Genomic DNA, 20,651 nt, shown 5'->3' on the forward strand with positions numbered 1-20,651 from the left:
CACATCTCCTTTTTTATATTCAACACTACAAAGTGTAGTGTAAAGTGGTAAAAAAATCAAGTGAAAGTCATCAGACAATCACTATAGTCATTCCTATAAGGATAACCAAAACATAAATGGAAACAAAAATCGTGGTAGTTTCAGCCCTTAAAGGAATTGTTTTATGGGGATCAATTAATTGCTGAAGTCTATAGTTAACTGATTCATTCGAGAAATGAACAAGGATAGGAAAGGATTTATCAGTGCACCCATGTTTAATTAACTTCAATAAAGCGGCACTTATTCCTAATTCAGTCCCCATTTTATGAATCGCATTTTCGTCGGCTGATAATTCACTTATTATTTTGTAATTTTTATGACACCATTTTGTCAATGGGACAAACCATAACGCATTTGAAATCAACTGTAAAATAAAGATGACCAGTGGATCATATTTCTTTTGGTGAAAGGCCTCATGCTCCACTACCGCTTCTAGTTCATCAAAGTCCAGTAATCGAATTAAACCAGTACTGAACACAATGAAAGGCCGCCTGAAACCAATCGTAAACGCAAGAGGCTGTTCAGCGTTCACAACTAAGATATCATTGTTGACTCGATTGAATATTTCATTTACATTCCTTGTCATATCAACGTTTTTTGAAAGAAAAACTTTTTGTTTAAACCTTCTGGATAAGAAATATTGCTCTGCAATTTTGAATAAGGTGCTCAATATACTATAGGATATTATTATACTGAGCAGTGTGACGACCACAAAGTAGTATACTGAATCTTCCTTGAATAAACTAAAACAAAATTTAAAGAAATTAGCTTTAATATTCATGCCAAAAAAGATGTGTACTAAAAAAGCTCCCATTTGGCACCATACCACACAGGCAATTAAAAGACTCAGGCTTATCACAAAATAAGACTTTCTCTTCCACATTATAATTTATCCTTTTTTAACGATTGAATTTTTTGTTCCAATTTTTCAATTAAACCTTGGTCAGCGTCTTTCATGGCATCCAGCATATGGCTTATGACCGCTCCACCAAATTCATCCAGCAAGTTCTCAGTCAGTTTCTTTGACTGCTCTTCAAAAAACTCCTCTTTGGACTGCACAGGGCGAAATAATGAAAGCCTTCCTTCAGACCTCTTTTCAAGAATGCCTTTTTCGACTAAACGATTCATGACGGTCATTACTGTGTTGAAATTGATAGGTTTTTCAAGTTCCAATGATTGTTGAACCGCTTTAATGCTTTGTTCATCTTTATCCCATAAATATTCCATGATATTTGCTTCCAATGGACCAAAGAAACGATTCAGTCCAACTCCATCATATTTAAAATTTTTAATATTCATCCTTTCCCACCTCCCACTACAAATTGTAGTGGAAATCACTGTTACAATCAAGTTTCATCCGGAAGATTTGAACGTTGATTTCCACTCCAGGTACTCGCTTTCACCCCAGGAGTCTCCTACCTTCCGTTCCAATCAACTGAAACGTTTATAAATAAAAAAATGTAGGTAAACTGGCTTTTCTTCGAGTTTGACTACAGTCTAAAACGAGCCTTTTACAGGCAAGTTTTTATAATTAATAGTAATCCTTTGTCCTCCATTTCCTCAAATTTATAAATGCTTTATAAAAAAGGAAGTCAATTTTATCTAGGGCTTCATTATTTAGATTACCAGCTGAAAGGAACATACTGTACTATTGCTTCAATTATAGGGCCCGGTGATGGAGCATGAATAAAGGCTGCTAAAGCAGTCTTTATTTAAATGATAAGGAATATATACATAAATTTGACTGGAGGAGTGAAGATGATTATAAAAACGACGGAAGCGATTTGCATATCATTGCAACAGCTAATACAGATTCAATCGTACTAACAGATGAGCAAAGTGCATTGGATATTATTATGACGATTGGTAGCAAAACCGGTAGCAGTCGAATAGCATTAAACAAGAAGCAATTTCAGAAGATTTTTTATAGCTAAGTACAAAACTTGCAGGAAGATCCTTCGAAAATTTGCCAGCTTCCATATTGAATTTGCAATCATAGGGGATTTTTCATCTTATACCAGTAAGCCGCTGAAAGATTTCATTTATGAGTGTAATAAAGGGAACAATGTTTTTTTTGTCCCATCAGAACAAGAAGCGATCGATAACTTGTCTAAAGCACTATAAACATTACCAGAAAAATTTCTAAAAAAGACCTGGATCTTTATACTCGGTTTTCTTATTGAGCTAACTCAGCTATAGAAACAACTAAAAACCTTTTGGCATTGCTTATTACCAAGACTTTCTGGTTCTCCACCTTTATTACACAGGAATTTAAAAACGAGCCTATTGGGGCTCGTTTTCAGTATATCGTCGGCATGGTCTTCTAAAAACCTTCATTTTTACAGGAAACTTTATCTATCTTTTTACTATTTTAACCGGATGATCACTATTAATCGTAACTCTTTGTGCAAGTTCCTCTATTTCAGCAGAATCATAAAAATGATATCCTTTTGCCGTCATTTGGGCCGCAACGTACATTGCAGCAGCTACTTTGTTTGCTTCTATTGCACGATATGGACGTAAAGGGCCTACAAAGACAAATTTTGCAAAAGTACTTAGCAGCCCAGAAATCTTTTCACCTGCCCTGAATTCCTTTCGTTCTCCAAGAAGTAAGGAAGGACGGAAAATATGTACATTATTCAATGCCAGATGTTGTAGTGTACCTTCCACATCACCTTTAACACGGCTGTAGAAGAACTTTGATTTGGAATTGGCACCCATGGCCGTAATGACGAGTATTTTTTCAACATTGGATGTCTTTGCCAATCTAGCTGCTTCAATTACATAGTCATAATCCACTTTACGAAATGCTTCCTTCGATTTAGCCTTTTTAATAGTTGTACCTAAACAAATGAACACATCGTTGACTATGAACAAATCGGCATACTTGGATAAATTATCGAAATCCACAACATGACCTATGCATTTGGGATCGGCGAGTTTCAGTGCCCTTCTTGTCAGCAAATGGATTTCACTATAGATTTTGCTTTTGCCTAGCTCTTTAACCAACTGGGTGCCTATCATACCTGTAGCACCTAAAATCAATGCCTTCTTATTAGTCATGATTTCCTTCTTTCTATAATTAGCTTTTCAATCACCCATTTTCTTTTTAACTAACCTAGCTTAATAGGACTAAGATAAATGATTCACTTGATTGAAATCATCAATTATCCAAGAATCAACTTCAAATCTAATCGTACTCAAACATGCATTGAACAAGCGCATTTGGTTGGATACGATTGACTCATTTGACATCAAGCGTAAAATAAAATGAATGACGGCTCCATGTGCAACAAGTATAACTTTCTTCTCAGGATACTCCTTCTGAATTTCCTGGAGTCCATTCATCAGCCTGTTTTGTAGAGATTCCTGATTTTCCTGACCAGGATAATCTTTATCCCTGAATGCAGACTTCCTTTCCGCTGCAGTCATTCCTTCAGCGACGCCAAAATTCTTTTCAATGAATTCCATTTTTTCAATAACCGGTACTTCAATATAGTGCGAAATGATATCCGCCGTCTCCCTTGCCCTCTTCAGGGGGCTTGTAATAATTACATCCCAATCATCTTTTGACAAAAATTCACCACATTGCCGTGCCTGTATCTTTCCAAGTTCATTTAAAGGAATATCAGTCTGCCCTTGCAGCTTTCCTAGTGCATTCCAATCTGTTTGACCATGCCGCACTAAACAAATAGTAGTAATTGTCCTTAAACCCCTCTAAGTAGATTGTTATTTTCTCACTTCTTCAATGATGGAATGTCCTTCAGTCCGTTCGAGATCTGACCATTTCCACTTTTCATGCAAGCGCAACCTTCCATCAGGCAGCATTTCAGGGGTGGAAAGGCAGCTGCCTCCTCTAATTTCCCCTTTTTCATTGATATGATTATATCTGAATTCCAGAGTTCCATCCAGATTGACCAGCCCTATTAAAGTCCCTTTAACAATCTCTCCCCCCTGATAACTTGCTGAAAGAATTGAGCCGTCTTGTGAATAGTGGAAGGTAGTATTTCCTGACACTTCTCCATTTTCAGAATTGATTTTAGCTTTGAATATCCGACCATCATAATTAAACATCATCATTCCCCCATATGAATTAATAAGGATAATGATACCAAATTAATTAAAAAAAGAATATTGAAAAATCTTATGAGATTTTTAATTCTGTGTTCATTGATATGACACAAAAAATACATAATATTCCCCATTGAATTCCCCTATTATGATGTGGTTATATTAGGGAAGATGTTACTTATGGAATGAACAATCCCTAATTTGAAACGTCTAATCAAACTGGAAGATTTTGGTGAGGTGCTCAAGTGAAAGAAATACTTCTGATTCTGCTATTACAACTTATTTATGTTCCGATTTACACATTGCGAACCATTTTCTTAGTAAAAAATATTACCATACTCGCCTCGATACTGGGTATCGCAGAAATGTTAATATACGTTTTTGGATTATCCCTCGTATTTGGCGGTGACCAAAGCATACTCGCCATGGTTGTCTATGCAGTCGGTTTTGGAATCGGAATAATTTTTGGTACGAAAATTGAGCAAAAACTTGCCATCGGTTTTATTAATGTAACCGTTAATACTCAAACCAAAAATGAACATTTGGTAGATACATTGAGGAACAACGGATTTGGTGTAACTCTTTATACGGGCGAGGGCAGGGATAGCAACCGTTATCGTATGGAAATCTTGACCAAACGCAATCGGGAACAAGAATTGATAGCAACCGTTGAAAAGTTTGAACCTAAGGCTTTCATCATTTCATATGAACCACGTTATTTTAAAGGTGGATTTTTATTGGATCGGTTGAAAAATAAAGCAAGCTGAAAATGAAAAGCAAAAGCCCATCTTATTAAGATGGGCTTTTGCTTTATTTCGTTTTTGATTTTCTTATTCTCACTGCCCCTGTTACCGGTTGTTTTTTAATCCACTTTAAATATTTTTTTAATCCTTCATCATCTTTTAACAAAAGCACGGTATTTAGTCGGATGGCCAGTTCTCGGTTTGAATACAGTGCGTGAATCTGTTTGTGGCAAGATTTACAGAGATTGGCTATGGGTAAATGGCTTCCGCCAAATTCTCCAGGTGTTAAATGATGGATGGTCAGTTCTATCTTATCCCTGTCACAAAGCTCACAAGTACCTATCATTACATTACTCGGCCAATTATGGCTTTACGGATTTTCCTTCTTCAACAATATGAAACATCAAATGGGCAAGATGATGGATTGGTCCGTACTCTTCATTGTCATCATCTTCTTCATCCTCCACTTCCACTTCATCCATCCCTTGTAAATAAAGTGCCATGAACTCATAAAAATCATTTTTAGTAAAGGAGTAACAATCACTTGGATCCTGATTATCTTCTTCATACTGTAAAACTAGATGGGATAAATCACCCTCATCATCTTCAGCATCAAAAAATACGAAATAACCGATATTTGTATCCAGTTCAAATAATCTGCGAAATCCGCGTGATGTTGCTTTTTCAAACTCAGCCGACGTCAATTTTTGCACTTGCATGCTGTCTACATTATCTTCTTGATGAAAGCCCACGATAAATGTGTTCATAATCAAACCTCCTGTTGAATATGGATAACCATTAGTATCCCCATTTAACCGAATTTATTCCATTTAGAGGTTTGTTTCTAAAACGACCGGGCAATGATCGCTGCCCATGACATCGCAGTGAATGTTTGCCTCTATTAAAGAATCCGCCAGACGTTTTGAAACAATGAAATAATCGATTCTCCACCCAATATTCCGCTCCCTGACTTTTGCCATATATGACCACCAAGTATAAGAGCCTTCCTGGTCTGGATAAAAATGGCGAAATGTATCGATAAACCCTGAATCAAGTAATTCAGTCATCTTTCCACGTTCTTCATTTGTAAAACCGGAATTCCCTATATTGGGTTTTGGGTTTTTCAAGTCGATTTCCTGGTGTGCGACATTGAGGTCACCACAAAAGATAACCGGCTTCACCAGGTCCAGTTCCTTAAGATATTTTATCATCTCATCTTCCCATTCGAGACGGTAATTCAATCTTGATAAATCCCTTTTTGCATTTGGGGTATAAACATTCACCATATAAAAACTCTCGAACTCCAGTGTTATGATCCTGCCTTCCGGCTCCTCATCCAGCTCTCCTACACCATATTTCACTGAAAGCGGTTTTTCCTTCGTGAAAATGGCTGTACCTGAATATCCTTTTTTCAGTGCATAATTCCAATATTGATGGTACCCTTCCAACTCAAGTGAAATCTGCCCTTCTTGAAGCTTAGTTTCTTGAAGACAGAAAATATCTGCATCCACGTCTTTAAAGTAATCTAAAAATCCTTTTTTAACACAAGCCCTAATTCCATTTACATTCCAGGAAACCAATTTCATATTATCTTAAATTCTCCTTATGGCAATTAATTTCTTTACATTTCAACTATACTATTTATCTGCTTTTTTTCCCATTAGAGTACATTCGAAAACAATCTGGCAAATGATTCTTTTGAACGTTCCAGTAAACCACGATTGATATACCCGATAGGATCTAGTTTGTCACTATCCATCATATCCTCTTTGTAATGAGTGATAAGATCTTCAATGGTACGGCTGCCCATAAGAAAGACATTCACTTCAAAATTCAGGTGGAAACTCCTCATATCCATATTTGCCGTTCCTATGGAAGCCATATCACCATCTACGATAATAATTTTCTGATGTAGAAAACCTTTTTTGTACGAGTATACCTCTACGCCGAATTGAAGCAGCTCACCGAAATAGGAGCGACTGCCGTATTGGGTTAAAAACCCATCATTTACTGCCGGAACCATAACCCTAACTTGTATCCCCTTAATTGCGGCATGTTTAATTGCTGCTTTAATCGCTTGATTTGGTACGAAGTATGGACTTGCAATCCAGATTGATTTTGTGGCGTTCGTGATAAGTGAATAGTAAAAATCACTCATGATCCCCTGTTGTGTATCAGGTCCGCTCGCTACCACCTGGACAGCTCCATCCCCTTGTACCACTTTATTCTTGAATTCTGGACGTCCTTGCAATACATCTTCACCGCTGACATATTCCCAATCCAAAAGGAAAACGGTATGAAGCATATATACCGCTTCACCTTTAAGGATCATATGTGTATCTCTCCAAAAACCAATGTTTTTATTTCGGCCTAAATATTCCTCTCCTACGTTTAAACCTCCTACAAAGCCAACTTCCCCATCTATGATGATGATTTTGCGGTGATTCCTAAAATTAAATTTTTGATTGAAAAAACCGTGTTTCAATGGCGAAAAGGGATAGGCTTTAACCCCTGCATTTTTCATCCGTTTAACCTCATTATTTGAGAGGCTTAAACTTCCTGCCGCATCAAAAATGAATAAAACCTCCACACCATTTTTTGCTTTTTCAATAAGGATATCTATAATTTCAGTACCAAGCCTGTCGGAACGAAAAATATAGTATTCAATATGGATGAATTTCTCAGCTTTTCTTAATTGTTTTATTATTTCTGTAAACGTTTCGTTGCCATTTTTCAATACTTCCGTTTTCGATGATGTACTAATGGTGGTCTCAGATGCATTTTTGGCAAAAGCTGCGAATGATTTCTGATGATCATTCAAGAACGATAAATCTGGAGAGGATACCCGTGTAACAAGACTCTTCCATTCTTCTCGATCTTTTTTCCTTTTACTTCGGAATAAATACCCCTTTAAATAGAGCTGACCTGAGAATAGATAAAACACATATCCAAATACCGGGAAAAACAAAAGCACATACATCCATAAAAGTGTCTCGTGGGCAAATCTATTTTCGAGCATTAGTGAAAATAAGGTGATAAACATGACCAAAATATATAATCCAATAAAAAATAGCTTCACGTCGAAGCTAACTTGAGTGAACAGGATCATATAAACTGAAGCAATTAATATAAATAAAAATACAATTTCCATCCTTCTTCTTTTCATCTTTTCATTCTCCTACACAGCAATATTTTATATATAAATATCATATACCCATATTTGATGGTAAAAGAAACAAAACACTTACGAAAACAATGTTCGTAAGTGCTTTGTGTATTACCTATCCAGTTATCACTTCATGACAGGAATCAAACTTTCATACAGCTCCATATACTTTAATGACGATGATGTCCAACTGAAGTCTAACTTCATTGCATTTTCGGCCATTTTCCTCCATCTTTTCGGCTGGAATTTGTACAGACCAACAGATTGCTCAATTGTATGGAGCATATCGTGTGCATTATAATTCGTAAAACTGAAGCCATTGCCTTCACCAGTAAATTGGTTATACGGTATGACCGTATCACGAAGTCCACCAGTTTCCCTCACTAAAGGCAGTGTACCATAACGCAGTGCCAAGAGTTGGCCGATACCACATGGTTCGAATTGTGATGGCATCAGGAATAAATCAGAACCTGCATATATCCTTCTTGCTAACCCCTCATCAAAATATGTATGGACTGAAACCTGATTTGGATATTGGTCAGCTAAATGACGAAATGCCGATTCATATTGCTCTTCACCCGTACCTAAAAGAATGAATTGAACTCCTTGGTTCATCATTTCATGAAAAACATGGAGAACAAGATCTATTCCTTTTTGATCAACAAGCCTCGTTACCATTGATAAAACCGGGACGTCATCATTGACAGGAAGACCCAGCGATTCCTGTAGCTGACGTTTATTCTCCATCTTACCCTCATAAGAATTGAATGGAACAGCAAGATGTTCATCTGCTGCAGGATTATATTCCTCATAATCGATTCCGTTGATAATACCTTTAAGTTCACCTTTTCTCTTACGTAAAAACCCATCCAGATTTTCCCCGAAATAAGGTATTTGAATTTCTTCCGCATAACTTGGGCTTACCGTTGTGACTATGTTAGAAAAAGCCAGGCCAGCTTTCAAATAACTGACATTCCCATGAAATTCAAGACCATCGATATTAAAATATAACTCACTCAAATCGAGTAATTCAGCTAATACAACTTTAGGATAAACTCCTTGATAGCGTAAATTATGTATCGTAAATATCGTTTTAATATCCTGATAGAATGGATGGTTATGATAATGGGCTTTCATCAAAACGCTGACAAGGCCCGTTTGCCAATCATGGCAGTGTATAACATCCGGTTTTTCTTCCAAATAGGGTAATGCCTCTAAAATTGCACGGGAAAAGAAGGCGAACCTTTCGCCATCATCGATGAAACCATAACTACCATGCCTTTTGAAATAATATTCATTATCTAGAAAATAATATGTAATTCCGTTAGCAACAAGTTTTTCGATGCCGCAAAATTGCTGGCGCCAGCCAACAGGAACTTCAATACTCGTCATATGTTCCAATTCCTGTTTGAATTGGTTAGGAAGATCCCCGTATTTAGGTAAGAGCACACTTACATGGACTCCCTGTTTTTTCAGCGCTTTCGGGAGCGCGCCTATAACGTCTCCGAGCCCTCCCGTTTTTATAAAAGGGGCGCATTCTGAAGCAGCAAATACAACATTCATTGCCGCACCTCCTCTATCCTCTATTAAATTACTTCCGCTTTTTTTATTACAGTAGGCTGTTTTAAACCAATGACTGATTTTTCACTAGTAACTCTCACTTCTTTATCAGTTATGATATTTTCAACGATGGCTCCTTCTTCAATCACGCCTTTTTGCATGATGATGCTATTTCTTACTATCGCACCCTTTTTCACCTTTACCCCACGGAAGAGTATACTGTTTTCGACAATCCCTTCAATATCACAACCGTTGGCTATCAATGAGTTGGTAACCTTCGAAGAACTTGAATATTTGGTCGGTGCCTCATGTTTGATTTTCGTATAAACATCCCAAGTATCCCCGAAGAAAGAACGGATTACCGAAGGGTTCAGGAAATTCATATTACTGGCATGAAAGCTTTCAATGGAATGGATAAATGGCATATCACCTGTAAAGTTATAGCCTTTTACGGTAAAACGATGAAGATTTGCTTTCACAGCGTCTTTCAAAAAGTCATATTCTCCACTGGCAACACAGCTTTTGATCAAATTCACCAATAGCGATTTACTTATGATGAAAGTTTCAAGACAAACATGGTCACCAGGTCTAGGGATTGTATAAAAGCTAATGTCAGTTATGTCTTCATCCGAATCTACCGAGCAGGTGTGATAGATTGGTTTTTCAATCAATTCCCCTACATAATCCTTATATACCACCGTGATATCCGCTTTATGTTTTTTGTGATAATCAAGCACTTCATTAAAATCCAATTTGCATACATGGCTTCCCGGGGAAATGATGACAGTATCTGCCTCTGCACGTTCGAAAAAGCTGAGATGATCATAAAATTGCTTCATATCGCCTGTTACCGTTTCATCCGGATGGATAGGGGGCAAGATGTATAAGCCTCCTGAACGCCGATCCAAGTTCCATTCTTTACCTGAGCCAAGATGATCCATAACTGAAAGATACTTTTCTTTTGGGAAAACGGCTACTTTTGATACATCTGCATTAATGAGATTCGACATAGTAAAGTCAATCAAACGGTAGCGTCCACCAAATGGCACAGATGCTACATTACGGTGAGCAGTCAGATCTTTTAAATGTTGTCTTTCATTGATTAAGTTTATAATACCCAACACATTTTCCATAGCATCTTCCCCTTTTTCTAGTTAAGAGTGATCTTTTTTTTGTTTGGATTGATAATGGTCTGATTTTCACCAATCAAGGTAATATCGGATGTCACCGCTGAATTGCCAACTACGGCACCATCTTCTATAACACAATTACTGGCTATGATGCTTCTTTCTATATGAACGTTTTCACCAATCGTCACATTAGGCATGATGACTGAATCTTTTATGGTTGAACCATAGCCCACCTGTACATTATAGGATAAAACCGAATGTTCAATGTTCCCATGTATCATGCATCCTTCATTGATAAGCGACTGACTGACCTCGGCATCCGGTGATATATATTGCGGTGGATGATTTGCATTGCGGGCAAAAATTTTCCATTGCTGATCATTCAACTGGAAATTTGGCGTATCCTCCAATAAGTCCATATGTGCCTGCCAAAGGCTTTCGACCGTTCCAACATCTTTCCAATAATCATTAAAACGGTAGGCATATAGCTTTTTTCGATCTTCAAGCATTTTTGGAATGATGTTGCTGCCAAAATCATTGGAAGAATTTTCGTCTTTTTCATCATTGATTAAATACCGTCTTAGGGTTTTCCAATTGAAAAGGTAAACTCCCATGGAAGCAAGATTACTTTTTGGGTATTTTGGTTTTTCGTCAAATTGTGTGACTTTATCATCATCATTGGTATTCATGATTCCGAAACGACTTGCTTCCTGCCACGGCACTTGAATGACCGCTATTGTTGCCTCTGCATTTTTTTCGATGTGATAATCCAGCATCTTACTGTAGTCCATCTTATAAATATGGTCACCAGAGAGAATCAGTACATGTTCCGGATCATAGTTATCAATGTATTGGATATTTTGATAAACAGCATTTGCCGTCCCTTTATACCATTCACCGCCTTCTTTCCCTTGATAAGGGGGAAGTACGGAAACTCCTCCAACATCCAAATCAAGGTCCCAAGCTTTGCCATTACCAACATAATCATTTAGAATCAATGGCTGGTATTGGGTCAGTACCCCAACCGTATCTATACCAGAATGAGTGCAGTTACTTAATGGAAAATCGATGATTCTATATTTACCGCCAAAGGGAACAGCTGGTTTTGCCAAACCAATCGTCAATTCACCTAACCTTGAACCCTGGCCTCCTGCCAATAACATTGCTATCCATTTTTTCGCTCCCATTATTCGGTCACTCTCCCCCGTCTTTTTTTTGTTTGCTTCATAAAAATAGAAATGCCTAATGGAGGTACAGTTATTTCCATGCTGTATGGTTGATTATGGTATGGTATCTTTTTGACATTAATGGGTTCTTCATTGATCTGACCCGATCCTCCGAAAGCTGCTGAATCACTGCTGAAAACTTCAATATATTTGCCTTGCGATGGTACACCTATTTGATAGTGAGCATGAGCCTGTGCAGAAAAATTACAGACAACAATACAATAATCGCCTTTGCGTTTACCTTTTCTCATAAAGGTGATGATACTTTGTTCACTATTGTTCGGATCGATCCATTCAAAACCTTCCTGGACATGATCCAGTCTCCAAAGGGAGGAAGTTTGGCTGTAAAAGTCCTGAAGGGTACGGAAGTAATATGCCATCTTTTCGTGGGATTCATATTCCAAAAGCAACCAATCCAATTGTTCCTCATCTTTCCATTCTATGAATTGGCCAAATTCTCCTCCCATAAATAGAAGCTTCTTTCCAGGATGCGTCATGAAATACCCAAAAAGTAACCGTAAATTTGCAAACTTCTGCCAATAGTCACCTGGCATTTTATTCAATAATGACTTCTTGCCATGAACCACTTCATCATGTGAAAAGGGCAAGACGAAATTTTCTGAAAAAGCATAGAAAAATGAAAATGTTAAGAGGTTATGATGATATGGCCTTTCATTTGTTTCAAGTTTCATATAACGAAGGATATCGTTAGTCCATCCCATATTCCATTTGTAATTAAAGCCCAGGCCGCCTATATCGGTAGGTGAAGTTATAAGTGGCCGGTCTGTCGCTTCTTCAGCCATCATTAATGCATTGGGATATTTCTTAAAAACCACTTCGTTAAGTTTTTGTAAAAATTGTATGGCTTCCAGGTTTTCCTCACCGCCAAACTGGTTTTTCAGCTTGACCGGCAATGGATTATCATGATTCAAGTAAACCATTGACGATACCGCATCGACACGGACCCCATCAATATGGTATACATCCATCCAAAACATTACATTTGATATAAGGAAACTTATTACTTCTGGTTTAGTAAAATCAAAGTTGTATGTCCCCCATAACGGGCGATCTGCTCTCGTGTAATCAATTGGTTCATAGAGAGGCGTACCATCAAAACGGGAAAGTCCATGCGCGTCTTTACAAAAATGGGCGGGAACCCAGTCAAGGATTACACCTATCCCCTTTTGGTGGCAATGATTAATTAAATATTTAAAATCTTCCGGTGAACCATACCGACTGTTTACGGAATAATAACCCGTGACCTGGTAACCCCACGATTTATCAAAAGGGTGTTCCATTATGGCCATGATTTCAATATGTGTAAAACTATTATCAATCACATATTCAACTAATCTATCAGCCAATTCACGGTACGAATAAAATTCACCATCTTCTTTCTGTTTCCATGTTCCTGGGTGCACTTCATAAATGGACATGGGTTTTTGATAAATATTTTCCTTTTTCCTATCGGCCATCCACTTCGAATCCTGCCATTCAAAATTATCCAGCCTTTTAATGACCGAAGCAGTATTTGGTCTGACCTCCGAATAAAAGGCATATGGATCGGCTTTTAGGATACGTTTATTTCCGGGTGTATGTATTTCATATTTATAGAGTTCCCCTTCTTGTAATCCTGGTACGAACAACACCCAGATACCTGAACGCTCGATCCGTTTCATCGCATGATCTTTTCCGTCCCAATTATTAAAATTACCGACTACTGAAACTTGCTTGGCATGGGGGGCCCAAACGGTGAAGCGTACTCCTTCATTACCTAATGTTGTCACAATGTGTGCACCAAGCATTTTATAGCTTTCATAAAGGGTGCCTTCATGAAACAAATACAAATCGAAATCGCTTGGATAAATCTCTTGCAGCTGGTCAATAATTGTACTCAATAAAACCCCTCCATCAGTATTAACTCGATAGTATTTTACCCATCCTTCCCCAGTTATTATATATATTCGATGAAAATGATATTAATCCTTCAAATGGAGGTGAAGTTATTGTTATAAATAGCCGTTTTTTTGTAAATTTAAACACTTTTTTAAAGAAAAAAGACATTTATTGTAAAAATATTATTATACCAAGAAAAACTCTCCCCTTTTTTTGGGAAGAGCTTTAAGGTATCCAGTATGAATGCTTCATGTTATTTGTTCATTTCGAATCATGGAAGTCTTCGTCAAGAATAAATAGGATAATGAGACTGACCATGCCAAAGGAGTATTCCCGTTTGGTAAATTACTGCCTCCAATATATAACTCAGGAACTTCCCAATTTTCCGGAATGATCATTTTTGTTTTATCTATATATTCATTAACTTTGTTCATCATGCCGAGTTCAAGGTAGCATAAGCCCAACCATGGAAGCCCGAAACACCATTCCGCTTCTTGACCGTCATTATAATAAAGGTCCTTCTCATATCTAATGCAACCATTTGGTCTTTCTAGTCTTTCTGTGACATTCTTCAATATTTCAAGTGCTATTTCACGGTCTACCAGCCGATACGGATAGATCAACGATAAAAGGGCTAAATCCGTCTCTTTTGAATAACTTTCCCTTGGAAGCAGGAAACGAAGTGTTTCTTCTCCCTTTTTAATCAGTTCTTCCTTGACGTTTACCAGCATTTTGACCGAATTCAAACCAGCAACACATGCACCTATGCTTGAAGCGTGGATTTCTATATTTTCTTCCCACATCCCGTTATCTTCCGACTGCCAATATTGCAGGCATTCCAAGTAATTGACCAGCTTTTGGACAATTTCTAAATCACGTTGGTTTCTTATCACCTTTTTACCATGCCTATATCCTTCACCGACACCCCATAAAAAGGCACCTACCGCATCATTTTGGGCATGCCCCCACTCATCGGGCAGTTCTTTTAGCTCAGTGGAATACCTTGCATGGATATGTTCAAATAGAAACTGGGGTTTCTGCACCGTATGAATATCTATCTTCCACTCATAGGTTTGAAATAAGTCGAATAAAGCATGATATGCTTTTTCGTAACGATTGGACGGATCATTTATAAAAGGTATTACTGTATAAACGACATCCCTTATCCAGACATAATTATAATCATCGGAAACACTTGCAGTATATGCACCATTAGGAAGCCGCATGCGATCAAGAACCTCTAGGGCACCATTAACATTCATCAATTGAACACCTCCATAGTTATTTGCTTATTCCCATTGTAGACAGACTCCCGTTTTCTAAACGTTGGTTGTTTCATTTTCAATTAGAAGCGCTTTCATTTCTGCTAACCAAAACGACCATTCAGAAGTACTTTCACCCTAGTTTATGTAATCACTGGCCATTTTGATAATCAAGCTTCCAATGTTCATTAAAAAGCGTCATTTGCCTAACCGTAATGAACGAACTCAAAAAGGTGCGGTTTATGAAATATGTTCTTGAAAAAAAATCCAGTAATAGCAATCCATTACTGGTTATATCGGCCTTTCATTAAAATGTTTAGTAATCATTAAAAGAAATTTAGTAATTTCATCAAGAAAAGCAAGCCAATCATAACCGTAGCCAATCATAACCGTAGCCAATCGATGACCCATTCAGGAATCTGCATATTACTAAGCAACGCCAAAAGATCGATTCTAGGTATGAAAGTCTCTATCGACGAGCCTGTTAGCAAAACCGATACTATCACATAAAATAGGTATACAATTCTTTACGCCTTGGCAAAAGCCTTCACCATCATTGATCTCGGAAAAGCCACGCTTTTCCAATTTAGCATTATCCTGACTCGTATAATTTCACCATCGTTTTAAAAAGTTTCTTCAATTGCTTTTCAGCTGGCCAAGCAGAATGGGCAACTCACTATATATTTCGATGATCTCATTTATCGGCATTCTAACTAAACCGCTGGAAGAAGGGGCAACGAATTCCATGGTATCATTGGATGTGGTTTCTTCTTGCAGCCCCCATGAGATTTTTCGTAATTGACGATATTCCTGATAGACACCCTTTCCTACAAAACAGACAAGTTTAGGTTTATACTTTTTTATTTTCCTTTTTAATTGTTTCCTTCCTTTTATGTACTCTTCTTTAGTGATATCTTCCGCTCCTTTTGTAGGCCTGGAAACGATATTGGTAAAACCATAACCTAAATCCAGCAATGACGAGTCTTCAGTCGGTTCATATTTCCTTGGTGTCAGCCCGGACTCGAAGAGGATTTTCCAAAAGCGATTATTTGGATTCGCATAATGATGACCAGTCTCACCTGAACGAATGCTCGGATTGAAACCTACGAACAAAATATCCAAATTTTCCTTTAAATGATCAGAGATGCCTTCCATTTTAAAACTCCTTTTCAAATTTGCTATTTAATCATTGTACAAAACTGAAAAACATTTAACTACCTTTAAAAACTAAAATAATAGTTTAAATGGATGAACGATGATGGCTCCACCTATTGCTCCTAAAACATTACGTTCGCCTTCACCGGACACACTGCCAGAAATTAGATATGAAAAGGATACCACAGCGGCAGGTAAAGATTTTTTTCCAAGGAATAAATTGATAAACCGATTTTTCCGATGTCCCGGCATAAAGCAAAAACCTGCATGCTTTTCAAAGCTTGCAGGGATTTAAATTAAAGGATATCCGCGATTTTTTTTCATGTACCCATCGTCGGAAATGACAGAAAGCTAAAGGACATTAAGAATATGGCTGAGTGCATTCAATTTGCCCAGTCATTTACTGTAGTGATTTGAAGACCAATTGCAGGCACGGGGAGGCTTATTGGGGAAACCAAGACAAGCGAAAGACCCGTTATTTCTGGTGGAAATCACAGGAATTTTTGGACGCTGAATTAGCCTCCATCAATCAAATGCTGATATCCAAACAGGCAGGGATTTATATTCGATAGAGTAAAAGAAATAGTTCCTCCTATTATATTATGTGAAAGTGTAAATCACTCATTTGAACAGTAGGAGCTATAAATTATTGATTCTGCTTCTGTTCTAAAATCATTCAAATCTCTCCGATGGCTTACTTTAGTAAGGGGTACTATGAATTCTTATACATTGGAGTGATAAGTCTCTCGATTTTTAGGAACCCTTAAAAATGGTAATGAATCTATTAAATAAGATCAAGATCCTTTATTAAAACCGCAGCAACTTTATAGTCGCAATTCCATTTGGCAAACAACTTTACTCGTAGGCACATACATACCTACGAGTTTATTTACGCATTGGAATATGCTTCTTGTGTACATTCGCTTCTTTCAAACTTGGGAATCAGGAAACATTCTGGCGGTGTTCGATATGATCATGTTTTCTCGCATTGGCCATTTTATTGATGGTAAGGAGAATTCCAGAAAACCATATTATCACGATGCCAGTATAGATGTATATATGGGCTTCAATCGGAATCCATGTAGCTAATAATGTTCTTACATTGATTAAGATAATGAAACCGCCCACTAAAACACCCATTAATTGAGCAGGAAGCATCCTGACGAGCCATGCTGCAATTGGTGCGGCAACCACTCCTCCAATTATCAACGCTACGACCCAAAGCCAATTGACAGCTTCCCATCCAAGAGAAATGATAAAGCCAAGACTTCCAAAGAAAGCAATGGCAAATTCGCTCGTATCTACAGTTCCTACAGCTTTTCTCGCCGTCATGCCTTTTTTTGACAATAAAACGGGTGTTGCAATCGGTCCCCAACCGCCTCCGCCTGTTGCATCACAAAAGCCTGCAAAAAGGCCTAACGGAATGGATTGTTTTGCGGTCAATGGCTTTACGGTTTCATTTTCCTTTGACGGTTTAAAAATAAATAAAAAGCGGAATAAAACATATACACCAAGACCAAATAAAAATATGGCAATATACGGTTTTGCTAATTCGGCAGGCAGGTTACTCAGGAAACATGCACCTACAAATGCACCAACAGAACCTGGAATGATCAAGCGATAGACCATATTTTTATCAACGTTCCCAAACTTTATATGTGAGGCTCCGGATACTGCTGTGGTCACTACTTCCGATAAATGAACGGATGCTGATGCTACTGCAGGGGCAATCCCGAATGTCAACAATAAGGAAGTGGAACTCACTCCATACCCCATTCCAAGCGAACCATCGATTAATTGGGCTAAAAACCCGATAAAGGCCAAAACGATTAACTTTTTCATGACATTCCCCTTTTTTCACTAAAATAGAACCTATATCATCGACCCGATGGTACCGTTTGCCTGTATAAATCATTAAGATTTCCTTTAAGACACAAACAGGCACCTAACCAAAATGAAATGACATGTTGGTTAGGTGCCTTCAGTTTTTCTGATCAGCCCAATGATATATTTTCTTCAGATTCTACTGGTAAAAGCCTAGCTAAAAAACGATATCTTTCTTTTAAGGAATATTTATAAATATCCTCTATTGAATCTTTCAATAATTTAGATTTTTCTTCTTTTGAAAATGACCCATTCTTTATAATCATTCTTGCTTCAAAAAGGAATTCAAGATATTCTTCATATGATTCATCATATACTTTACCTAGGTCATTCCGTATTTTTTTTGCGAGCGTTGGACTTGCTCCATTGGTAGAAACACTTATGGAAAGCATGCCTCTATTCAATGTGGCCGGTATATGAAAATTACCCAACTCATGATTGCTGATTACGTTAACCAACTGACTTTCGGATGCATTCTCGTAAACTCGTTCATTTACTTCAGTAGAATTGGTAGCAACAATGATTAAAAACGCATCATTATAGTCAGTTTCTTCCACTTCTTTTAGTAAGACCCGAATCTTACCTTCTTTCTCCAACACTTGAAAACCTGTGCATATTTCGGGGCTTACGACGGTAACTTCAGCACCAGCTTCCAATAAGGGGCCCGCTTTAAAGTAAGCTATTTTACCACCGCCGATGATGACACACTTTCTGTTCTCGATATTAAGCGTAATTGGATACATAGGCTCCCTCCCCACTCACTTCATGAATTCGTTCCGATATTGCTTGTTCAATCTTTGGGTGATAACCTAAATATCGGCAAAGTATGATTTTTTGCTTCCCCTTTTTTTGGATCTTTTTTATACTATTTTCAATCGACTGCATTAAGAGACCTGTAAACAATAAGTATGGAATGATAAATACTTGGTTTGATCGAGATTCCACCGCAAATTCCAACGCTTCTCCAAAGCTTGGTGTGGCAGCTGTCAAATAACACTCTTGCACCTGGATTTTTGGAAACCTGTTCCTTAGCAAAACGGCCAATCGAGATAAATCCCTTTTCACGTCGGGATCACTGCTGCCCCTTCCAACCAATAATACCAAGGAATCCTCTGTAACACTTACATTTGTTTCCTCCAACCGTTCCACTAAAATGTCAACCATTTTCTCGCTGACACCAATCGGCCTTCCGTATTTCAAGTCAACGGCGGGGTACCGTTCTTTCATTTTATTCAATATGACTGGAATATCATGTTTTGCATGTACAGCTGTCAGCAATAGAACTGGAATGGCCAATATGCTCGTCGCCCCTTTTTGGACGCATCGTTCGTAGGCCTCTTCAATCGTAGGAGTTTCCAATTCCAAGAAGCAATACTCTTGAATGGAATATGGCTGTGCTTGCATACAAACTTTAATAAAGTCAATAGCTTGGGCTGAAGCTTCTTTAACACGGCTGCCATGGCAAATATATAAAATGGCTTCCATTAAAAGGCCTCATTCGCCAACAAATTTTCGGTTTGTTTTCCTTCAAACCATTTGATTTTTTCCCGTAAATTAACGACATCCCCCACGACTATCATGCAAGGATTGGAAATTTGTTCGTTATTGGCGGTTTCCACTACTTTAGCCAACGTACTGACAGCTGTTTTTTGCGTTGTTAATGTACCCCAATGAATAAGGGCTACCGGAGTCTCCGGGCTTTTTCCATGTTCCAGAAGTTTTCCTTGAATATATGGCAGGTTTTTAACACCCATATAAATGGCTAATGTATCGATTCCTTTTGCAAGGGATTCCCACTTGATATTATCCGCTTCATCTTTTTTCCGATGACCGGTAACAATTGCAAATGATGAAGCATGGTCCCTATGTGTAACTGGAATTCCCGCATAGGCTGTAGCGGCGATTCCAGCCGTAATTCCTGGTACGATTTCAAAGCTCACGCCACTTTTGGCAAGGGCTTCCGCTTCCTCACCGCCTCTCCCAAAGACGAATGGATCGCCGCCCTTCAAACGGGTGACTATTTTTCCCTTTTTTGCATATTTAACGAGGAACCGATTGATGGTATCCTGCTGCAACAAATGATAATCCGGCAGTTTACCGCAATTAATCAGCTCGACACCGTCTTTTGCATGATTCAAAAGTTCTTTATTGACAAGTCGATCATATAAAATGACATCAGCTTCTTGGATGCATTTTAATCCTTTTAATGTAATTAAATCTGGATCTCCGGGACCGGCTCCTACTAGATATACTTTCCCCATTTTTGCATCCTGCCTTCCCTTAGAGAATTGTTTCGAATTCCGATAAAACGAAACCTGCTCCATTTTTAATTTTCCTTTTTTCATATAATGAGATGTCATCCACTTCAGGCATTTTCAAATAATGCTTTTCCAGCTCGATATCAACAAGTTCAAACGCTTTTTCATCTGAATCGGCAACAATGATGACATGAATTGGTTTTTCCTTGATAGTGACTTCAAAACGGTATAGATTCATGGAATGCTTACCTTCCCCTA

General features: G+C 37.9%; 22 protein-coding genes. 2 read left to right on the forward strand and 20 right to left on the reverse strand.

The features are described from left to right. Positions 1-70 precede the first annotated feature (70 nt). Entirely contained in the window at positions 71-922 is an 852-nt protein-coding gene (locus tag NYE65_RS25530; RefSeq protein WP_340862039.1) for a M56 family metallopeptidase, read from the reverse strand. Further along, positions 922-1,338: a BlaI/MecI/CopY family transcriptional regulator gene (locus NYE65_RS25535; RefSeq protein WP_340862040.1), complete on the reverse strand. Its 417-nt coding sequence runs from the start codon at positions 1,336-1,338 to the stop codon at positions 922-924. Before NYE65_RS25535 ends, NYE65_RS25530 begins: the two co-directional genes overlap by 1 nt. 654 nt (positions 1,339-1,992) lie before the next feature. Here NYE65_RS25535 and NYE65_RS25540 point away from each other — a divergent pair. After that, positions 1,993-2,163, forward strand: a complete 171-nt coding sequence (locus tag NYE65_RS25540) for a DUF4180 domain-containing protein (protein WP_340862189.1) — start codon at positions 1,993-1,995, stop codon at positions 2,161-2,163. 231 nt (positions 2,164-2,394) lie between these two features. Here NYE65_RS25540 and NYE65_RS25545 read toward each other — a convergent pair whose 3' ends face one another. The 3 genes from NYE65_RS25545 to NYE65_RS25555 form a co-directional block, all read right to left on the reverse strand. Next, positions 2,395-3,102 (reverse strand): NAD(P)H-binding protein, encoded by a 708-nt coding sequence (locus tag NYE65_RS25545; RefSeq protein WP_328178077.1) that lies wholly within the window; start codon positions 3,100-3,102, stop codon positions 2,395-2,397. 69 nt (positions 3,103-3,171) lie between these two features. Then, positions 3,172-3,723 carry a histidine phosphatase family protein gene (locus tag NYE65_RS25550; protein ID WP_340862041.1) on the reverse strand — a complete coding sequence of 184 codons (552 nt, stop codon included), beginning with the start codon at positions 3,721-3,723 and terminating at the stop codon, positions 3,172-3,174. A gap of 45 nt (positions 3,724-3,768) precedes the next feature. Then, positions 3,769-4,113: a hypothetical protein gene (locus NYE65_RS25555; RefSeq protein WP_048680864.1), complete on the reverse strand. Its 345-nt coding sequence runs from the start codon at positions 4,111-4,113 to the stop codon at positions 3,769-3,771. Positions 4,114-4,355: 242 nt separating this feature from the next. On the opposite strand from NYE65_RS25555, the gene NYE65_RS25560 reads away from it, so the two are divergent. Next, a complete protein-coding gene (locus NYE65_RS25560) occupies positions 4,356-4,877 on the forward strand; it encodes a DUF2179 domain-containing protein (RefSeq protein ID WP_034306915.1) in 522 nt (173 codons plus the stop codon). Between the two features lie 43 nt (positions 4,878-4,920). Here the strand turns inward: NYE65_RS25560 and NYE65_RS25565 are convergent, their stop codons facing one another. The 15 genes from NYE65_RS25565 to NYE65_RS25635 form a co-directional block, all read right to left on the reverse strand. Further along, positions 4,921-5,199, reverse strand: coding sequence for an HNH endonuclease (locus tag NYE65_RS25565; RefSeq protein ID WP_340862042.1), 279 nt, complete (start codon positions 5,197-5,199; stop codon positions 4,921-4,923). Between the two features lie 16 nt (positions 5,200-5,215). Further along, a complete protein-coding gene (locus NYE65_RS25570; protein WP_034306917.1) occupies positions 5,216-5,620 on the reverse strand; it encodes a hypothetical protein in 405 nt (134 codons plus the stop codon). A gap of 63 nt (positions 5,621-5,683) precedes the next feature. Further along, positions 5,684-6,439: an exodeoxyribonuclease III gene (locus NYE65_RS25575; RefSeq protein WP_053535122.1), complete on the reverse strand. Its 756-nt coding sequence runs from the start codon at positions 6,437-6,439 to the stop codon at positions 5,684-5,686. A 74-nt stretch (positions 6,440-6,513) separates the two neighbouring features. Continuing rightward, positions 6,514-8,019, reverse strand: coding sequence for a cardiolipin synthase (gene cls, locus NYE65_RS25580; RefSeq protein WP_340862043.1), 1,506 nt, complete (start codon positions 8,017-8,019; stop codon positions 6,514-6,516). Between the two features lie 126 nt (positions 8,020-8,145). After that, on the reverse strand, positions 8,146-9,582 hold the full coding sequence (glgA, locus tag NYE65_RS25585; protein WP_340862044.1) for a glycogen synthase GlgA: 1,437 nt from the start codon (positions 9,580-9,582) through the stop codon (positions 8,146-8,148). A gap of 23 nt (positions 9,583-9,605) precedes the next feature. Next, complete coding sequence (gene glgD / locus NYE65_RS25590; protein WP_057277565.1) at positions 9,606-10,712, reverse strand: glucose-1-phosphate adenylyltransferase subunit GlgD; 1,107 nt, start codon at positions 10,710-10,712, stop codon at positions 9,606-9,608. A gap of 17 nt (positions 10,713-10,729) precedes the next feature. After that, positions 10,730-11,896, reverse strand: a complete 1,167-nt coding sequence (locus tag NYE65_RS25595) for a glucose-1-phosphate adenylyltransferase (RefSeq protein ID WP_034306925.1) — start codon at positions 11,894-11,896, stop codon at positions 10,730-10,732. Further along, complete coding sequence (gene glgB, locus NYE65_RS25600; RefSeq protein WP_340862045.1) at positions 11,896-13,836, reverse strand: 1,4-alpha-glucan branching protein GlgB; 1,941 nt, start codon at positions 13,834-13,836, stop codon at positions 11,896-11,898. Before glgB ends, NYE65_RS25595 begins: the two co-directional genes overlap by 1 nt. Positions 13,837-14,082: 246 nt before the next feature. Next, positions 14,083-15,096: a glycoside hydrolase family 15 protein gene (locus NYE65_RS25605; protein WP_328178171.1), complete on the reverse strand. Its 1,014-nt coding sequence runs from the start codon at positions 15,094-15,096 to the stop codon at positions 14,083-14,085. Between the two features lie 636 nt (positions 15,097-15,732). Beyond that, on the reverse strand, positions 15,733-16,251 hold the full coding sequence (locus NYE65_RS25610) for a mismatch-specific DNA-glycosylase (RefSeq protein WP_340862046.1): 519 nt from the start codon (positions 16,249-16,251) through the stop codon (positions 15,733-15,735). 942 nt (positions 16,252-17,193) lie between these two features. Next, a complete protein-coding gene (locus tag NYE65_RS25615) occupies positions 17,194-18,093 on the reverse strand; it encodes a sulfite exporter TauE/SafE family protein (RefSeq protein WP_034306930.1) in 900 nt (299 codons plus the stop codon). Between the two features lie 152 nt (positions 18,094-18,245). After that, complete coding sequence (locus NYE65_RS25620; protein ID WP_340862047.1) at positions 18,246-18,878, reverse strand: NAD(P)-binding protein; 633 nt, start codon at positions 18,876-18,878, stop codon at positions 18,246-18,248. Beyond that, complete coding sequence (locus NYE65_RS25625) at positions 18,859-19,620, reverse strand: sirohydrochlorin chelatase (protein ID WP_328178085.1); 762 nt, start codon at positions 19,618-19,620, stop codon at positions 18,859-18,861. Before NYE65_RS25625 ends, NYE65_RS25620 begins: the two co-directional genes overlap by 20 nt. Further along, positions 19,620-20,396 (reverse strand): uroporphyrinogen-III C-methyltransferase, encoded by a 777-nt coding sequence (gene cobA / locus NYE65_RS25630; protein ID WP_328178086.1) that lies wholly within the window; start codon positions 20,394-20,396, stop codon positions 19,620-19,622. The genes NYE65_RS25625 and cobA overlap by 1 nt, the downstream gene beginning before the upstream one ends. A 19-nt stretch (positions 20,397-20,415) precedes the next feature. Beyond that, positions 20,416-20,631, reverse strand: coding sequence for a DUF3906 family protein (locus NYE65_RS25635; RefSeq protein WP_034306935.1), 216 nt, complete (start codon positions 20,629-20,631; stop codon positions 20,416-20,418). Between the last annotated feature and the right edge of the window lie 20 nt (positions 20,632-20,651).

It is taken from the genome of Peribacillus sp. FSL R5-0717, from assembly GCF_038002945.1.
GTDB classification, from domain to species: Bacteria; Bacillota; Bacilli; order Bacillales; family DSM-1321; genus Peribacillus; species Peribacillus frigoritolerans.

What these genes read in the sequence shown, in the direction of transcription:
- NYE65_RS25625 (WP_328178085.1), bottom strand. Translation starts at nt 19,620, where the DNA reads ATGGAAGCCATTTTATATATTTGCCATGGCAGCCGTGTTAAAGAAGCT.
- NYE65_RS25545 (WP_328178077.1), bottom strand. Translation starts at nt 3,102, where the DNA reads ATGACTAATAAGAAGGCATTGATTTTAGGTGCTACAGGTATGATAGGC.
- NYE65_RS25620 (WP_340862047.1), bottom strand. Translation starts at nt 18,878, where the DNA reads ATGTATCCAATTACGCTTAATATCGAGAACAGAAAGTGTGTCATCATC.
- cobA (WP_328178086.1), bottom strand. Translation starts at nt 20,396, where the DNA reads ATGGGGAAAGTATATCTAGTAGGAGCCGGTCCCGGAGATCCAGATTTA.
- NYE65_RS25535 (WP_340862040.1), bottom strand. Translation starts at nt 1,338, where the DNA reads ATGAATATTAAAAATTTTAAATATGATGGAGTTGGACTGAATCGTTTC.
- NYE65_RS25570 (WP_034306917.1), bottom strand. Translation starts at nt 5,620, where the DNA reads ATGAACACATTTATCGTGGGCTTTCATCAAGAAGATAATGTAGACAGC.
- NYE65_RS25595 (WP_034306925.1), bottom strand. Translation starts at nt 11,896, where the DNA reads ATGGGAGCGAAAAAATGGATAGCAATGTTATTGGCAGGAGGCCAGGGT.
- glgD (WP_057277565.1), bottom strand. Translation starts at nt 10,712, where the DNA reads ATGGAAAATGTGTTGGGTATTATAAACTTAATCAATGAAAGACAACAT.
- cls (WP_340862043.1), bottom strand. Translation starts at nt 8,019, where the DNA reads ATGAAAAGAAGAAGGATGGAAATTGTATTTTTATTTATATTAATTGCT.
- NYE65_RS25610 (WP_340862046.1), bottom strand. Translation starts at nt 16,251, where the DNA reads ATGGAAGGCATCTCTGATCATTTAAAGGAAAATTTGGATATTTTGTTC.
- NYE65_RS25555 (WP_048680864.1), bottom strand. Translation starts at nt 4,113, where the DNA reads ATGTTTAATTATGATGGTCGGATATTCAAAGCTAAAATCAATTCTGAA.
- NYE65_RS25605 (WP_328178171.1), bottom strand. Translation starts at nt 15,096, where the DNA reads ATGAATGTTAATGGTGCCCTAGAGGTTCTTGATCGCATGCGGCTTCCT.
- NYE65_RS25530 (WP_340862039.1), bottom strand. Translation starts at nt 922, where the DNA reads ATGTGGAAGAGAAAGTCTTATTTTGTGATAAGCCTGAGTCTTTTAATT.
- NYE65_RS25565 (WP_340862042.1), bottom strand. Translation starts at nt 5,199, where the DNA reads ATGATAGGTACTTGTGAGCTTTGTGACAGGGATAAGATAGAACTGACC.
- glgA (WP_340862044.1), bottom strand. Translation starts at nt 9,582, where the DNA reads ATGAATGTTGTATTTGCTGCTTCAGAATGCGCCCCTTTTATAAAAACG.
- NYE65_RS25615 (WP_034306930.1), bottom strand. Translation starts at nt 18,093, where the DNA reads ATGAAAAAGTTAATCGTTTTGGCCTTTATCGGGTTTTTAGCCCAATTA.
- NYE65_RS25575 (WP_053535122.1), bottom strand. Translation starts at nt 6,439, where the DNA reads ATGAAATTGGTTTCCTGGAATGTAAATGGAATTAGGGCTTGTGTTAAA.
- NYE65_RS25635 (WP_034306935.1), bottom strand. Translation starts at nt 20,631, where the DNA reads ATGAATCTATACCGTTTTGAAGTCACTATCAAGGAAAAACCAATTCAT.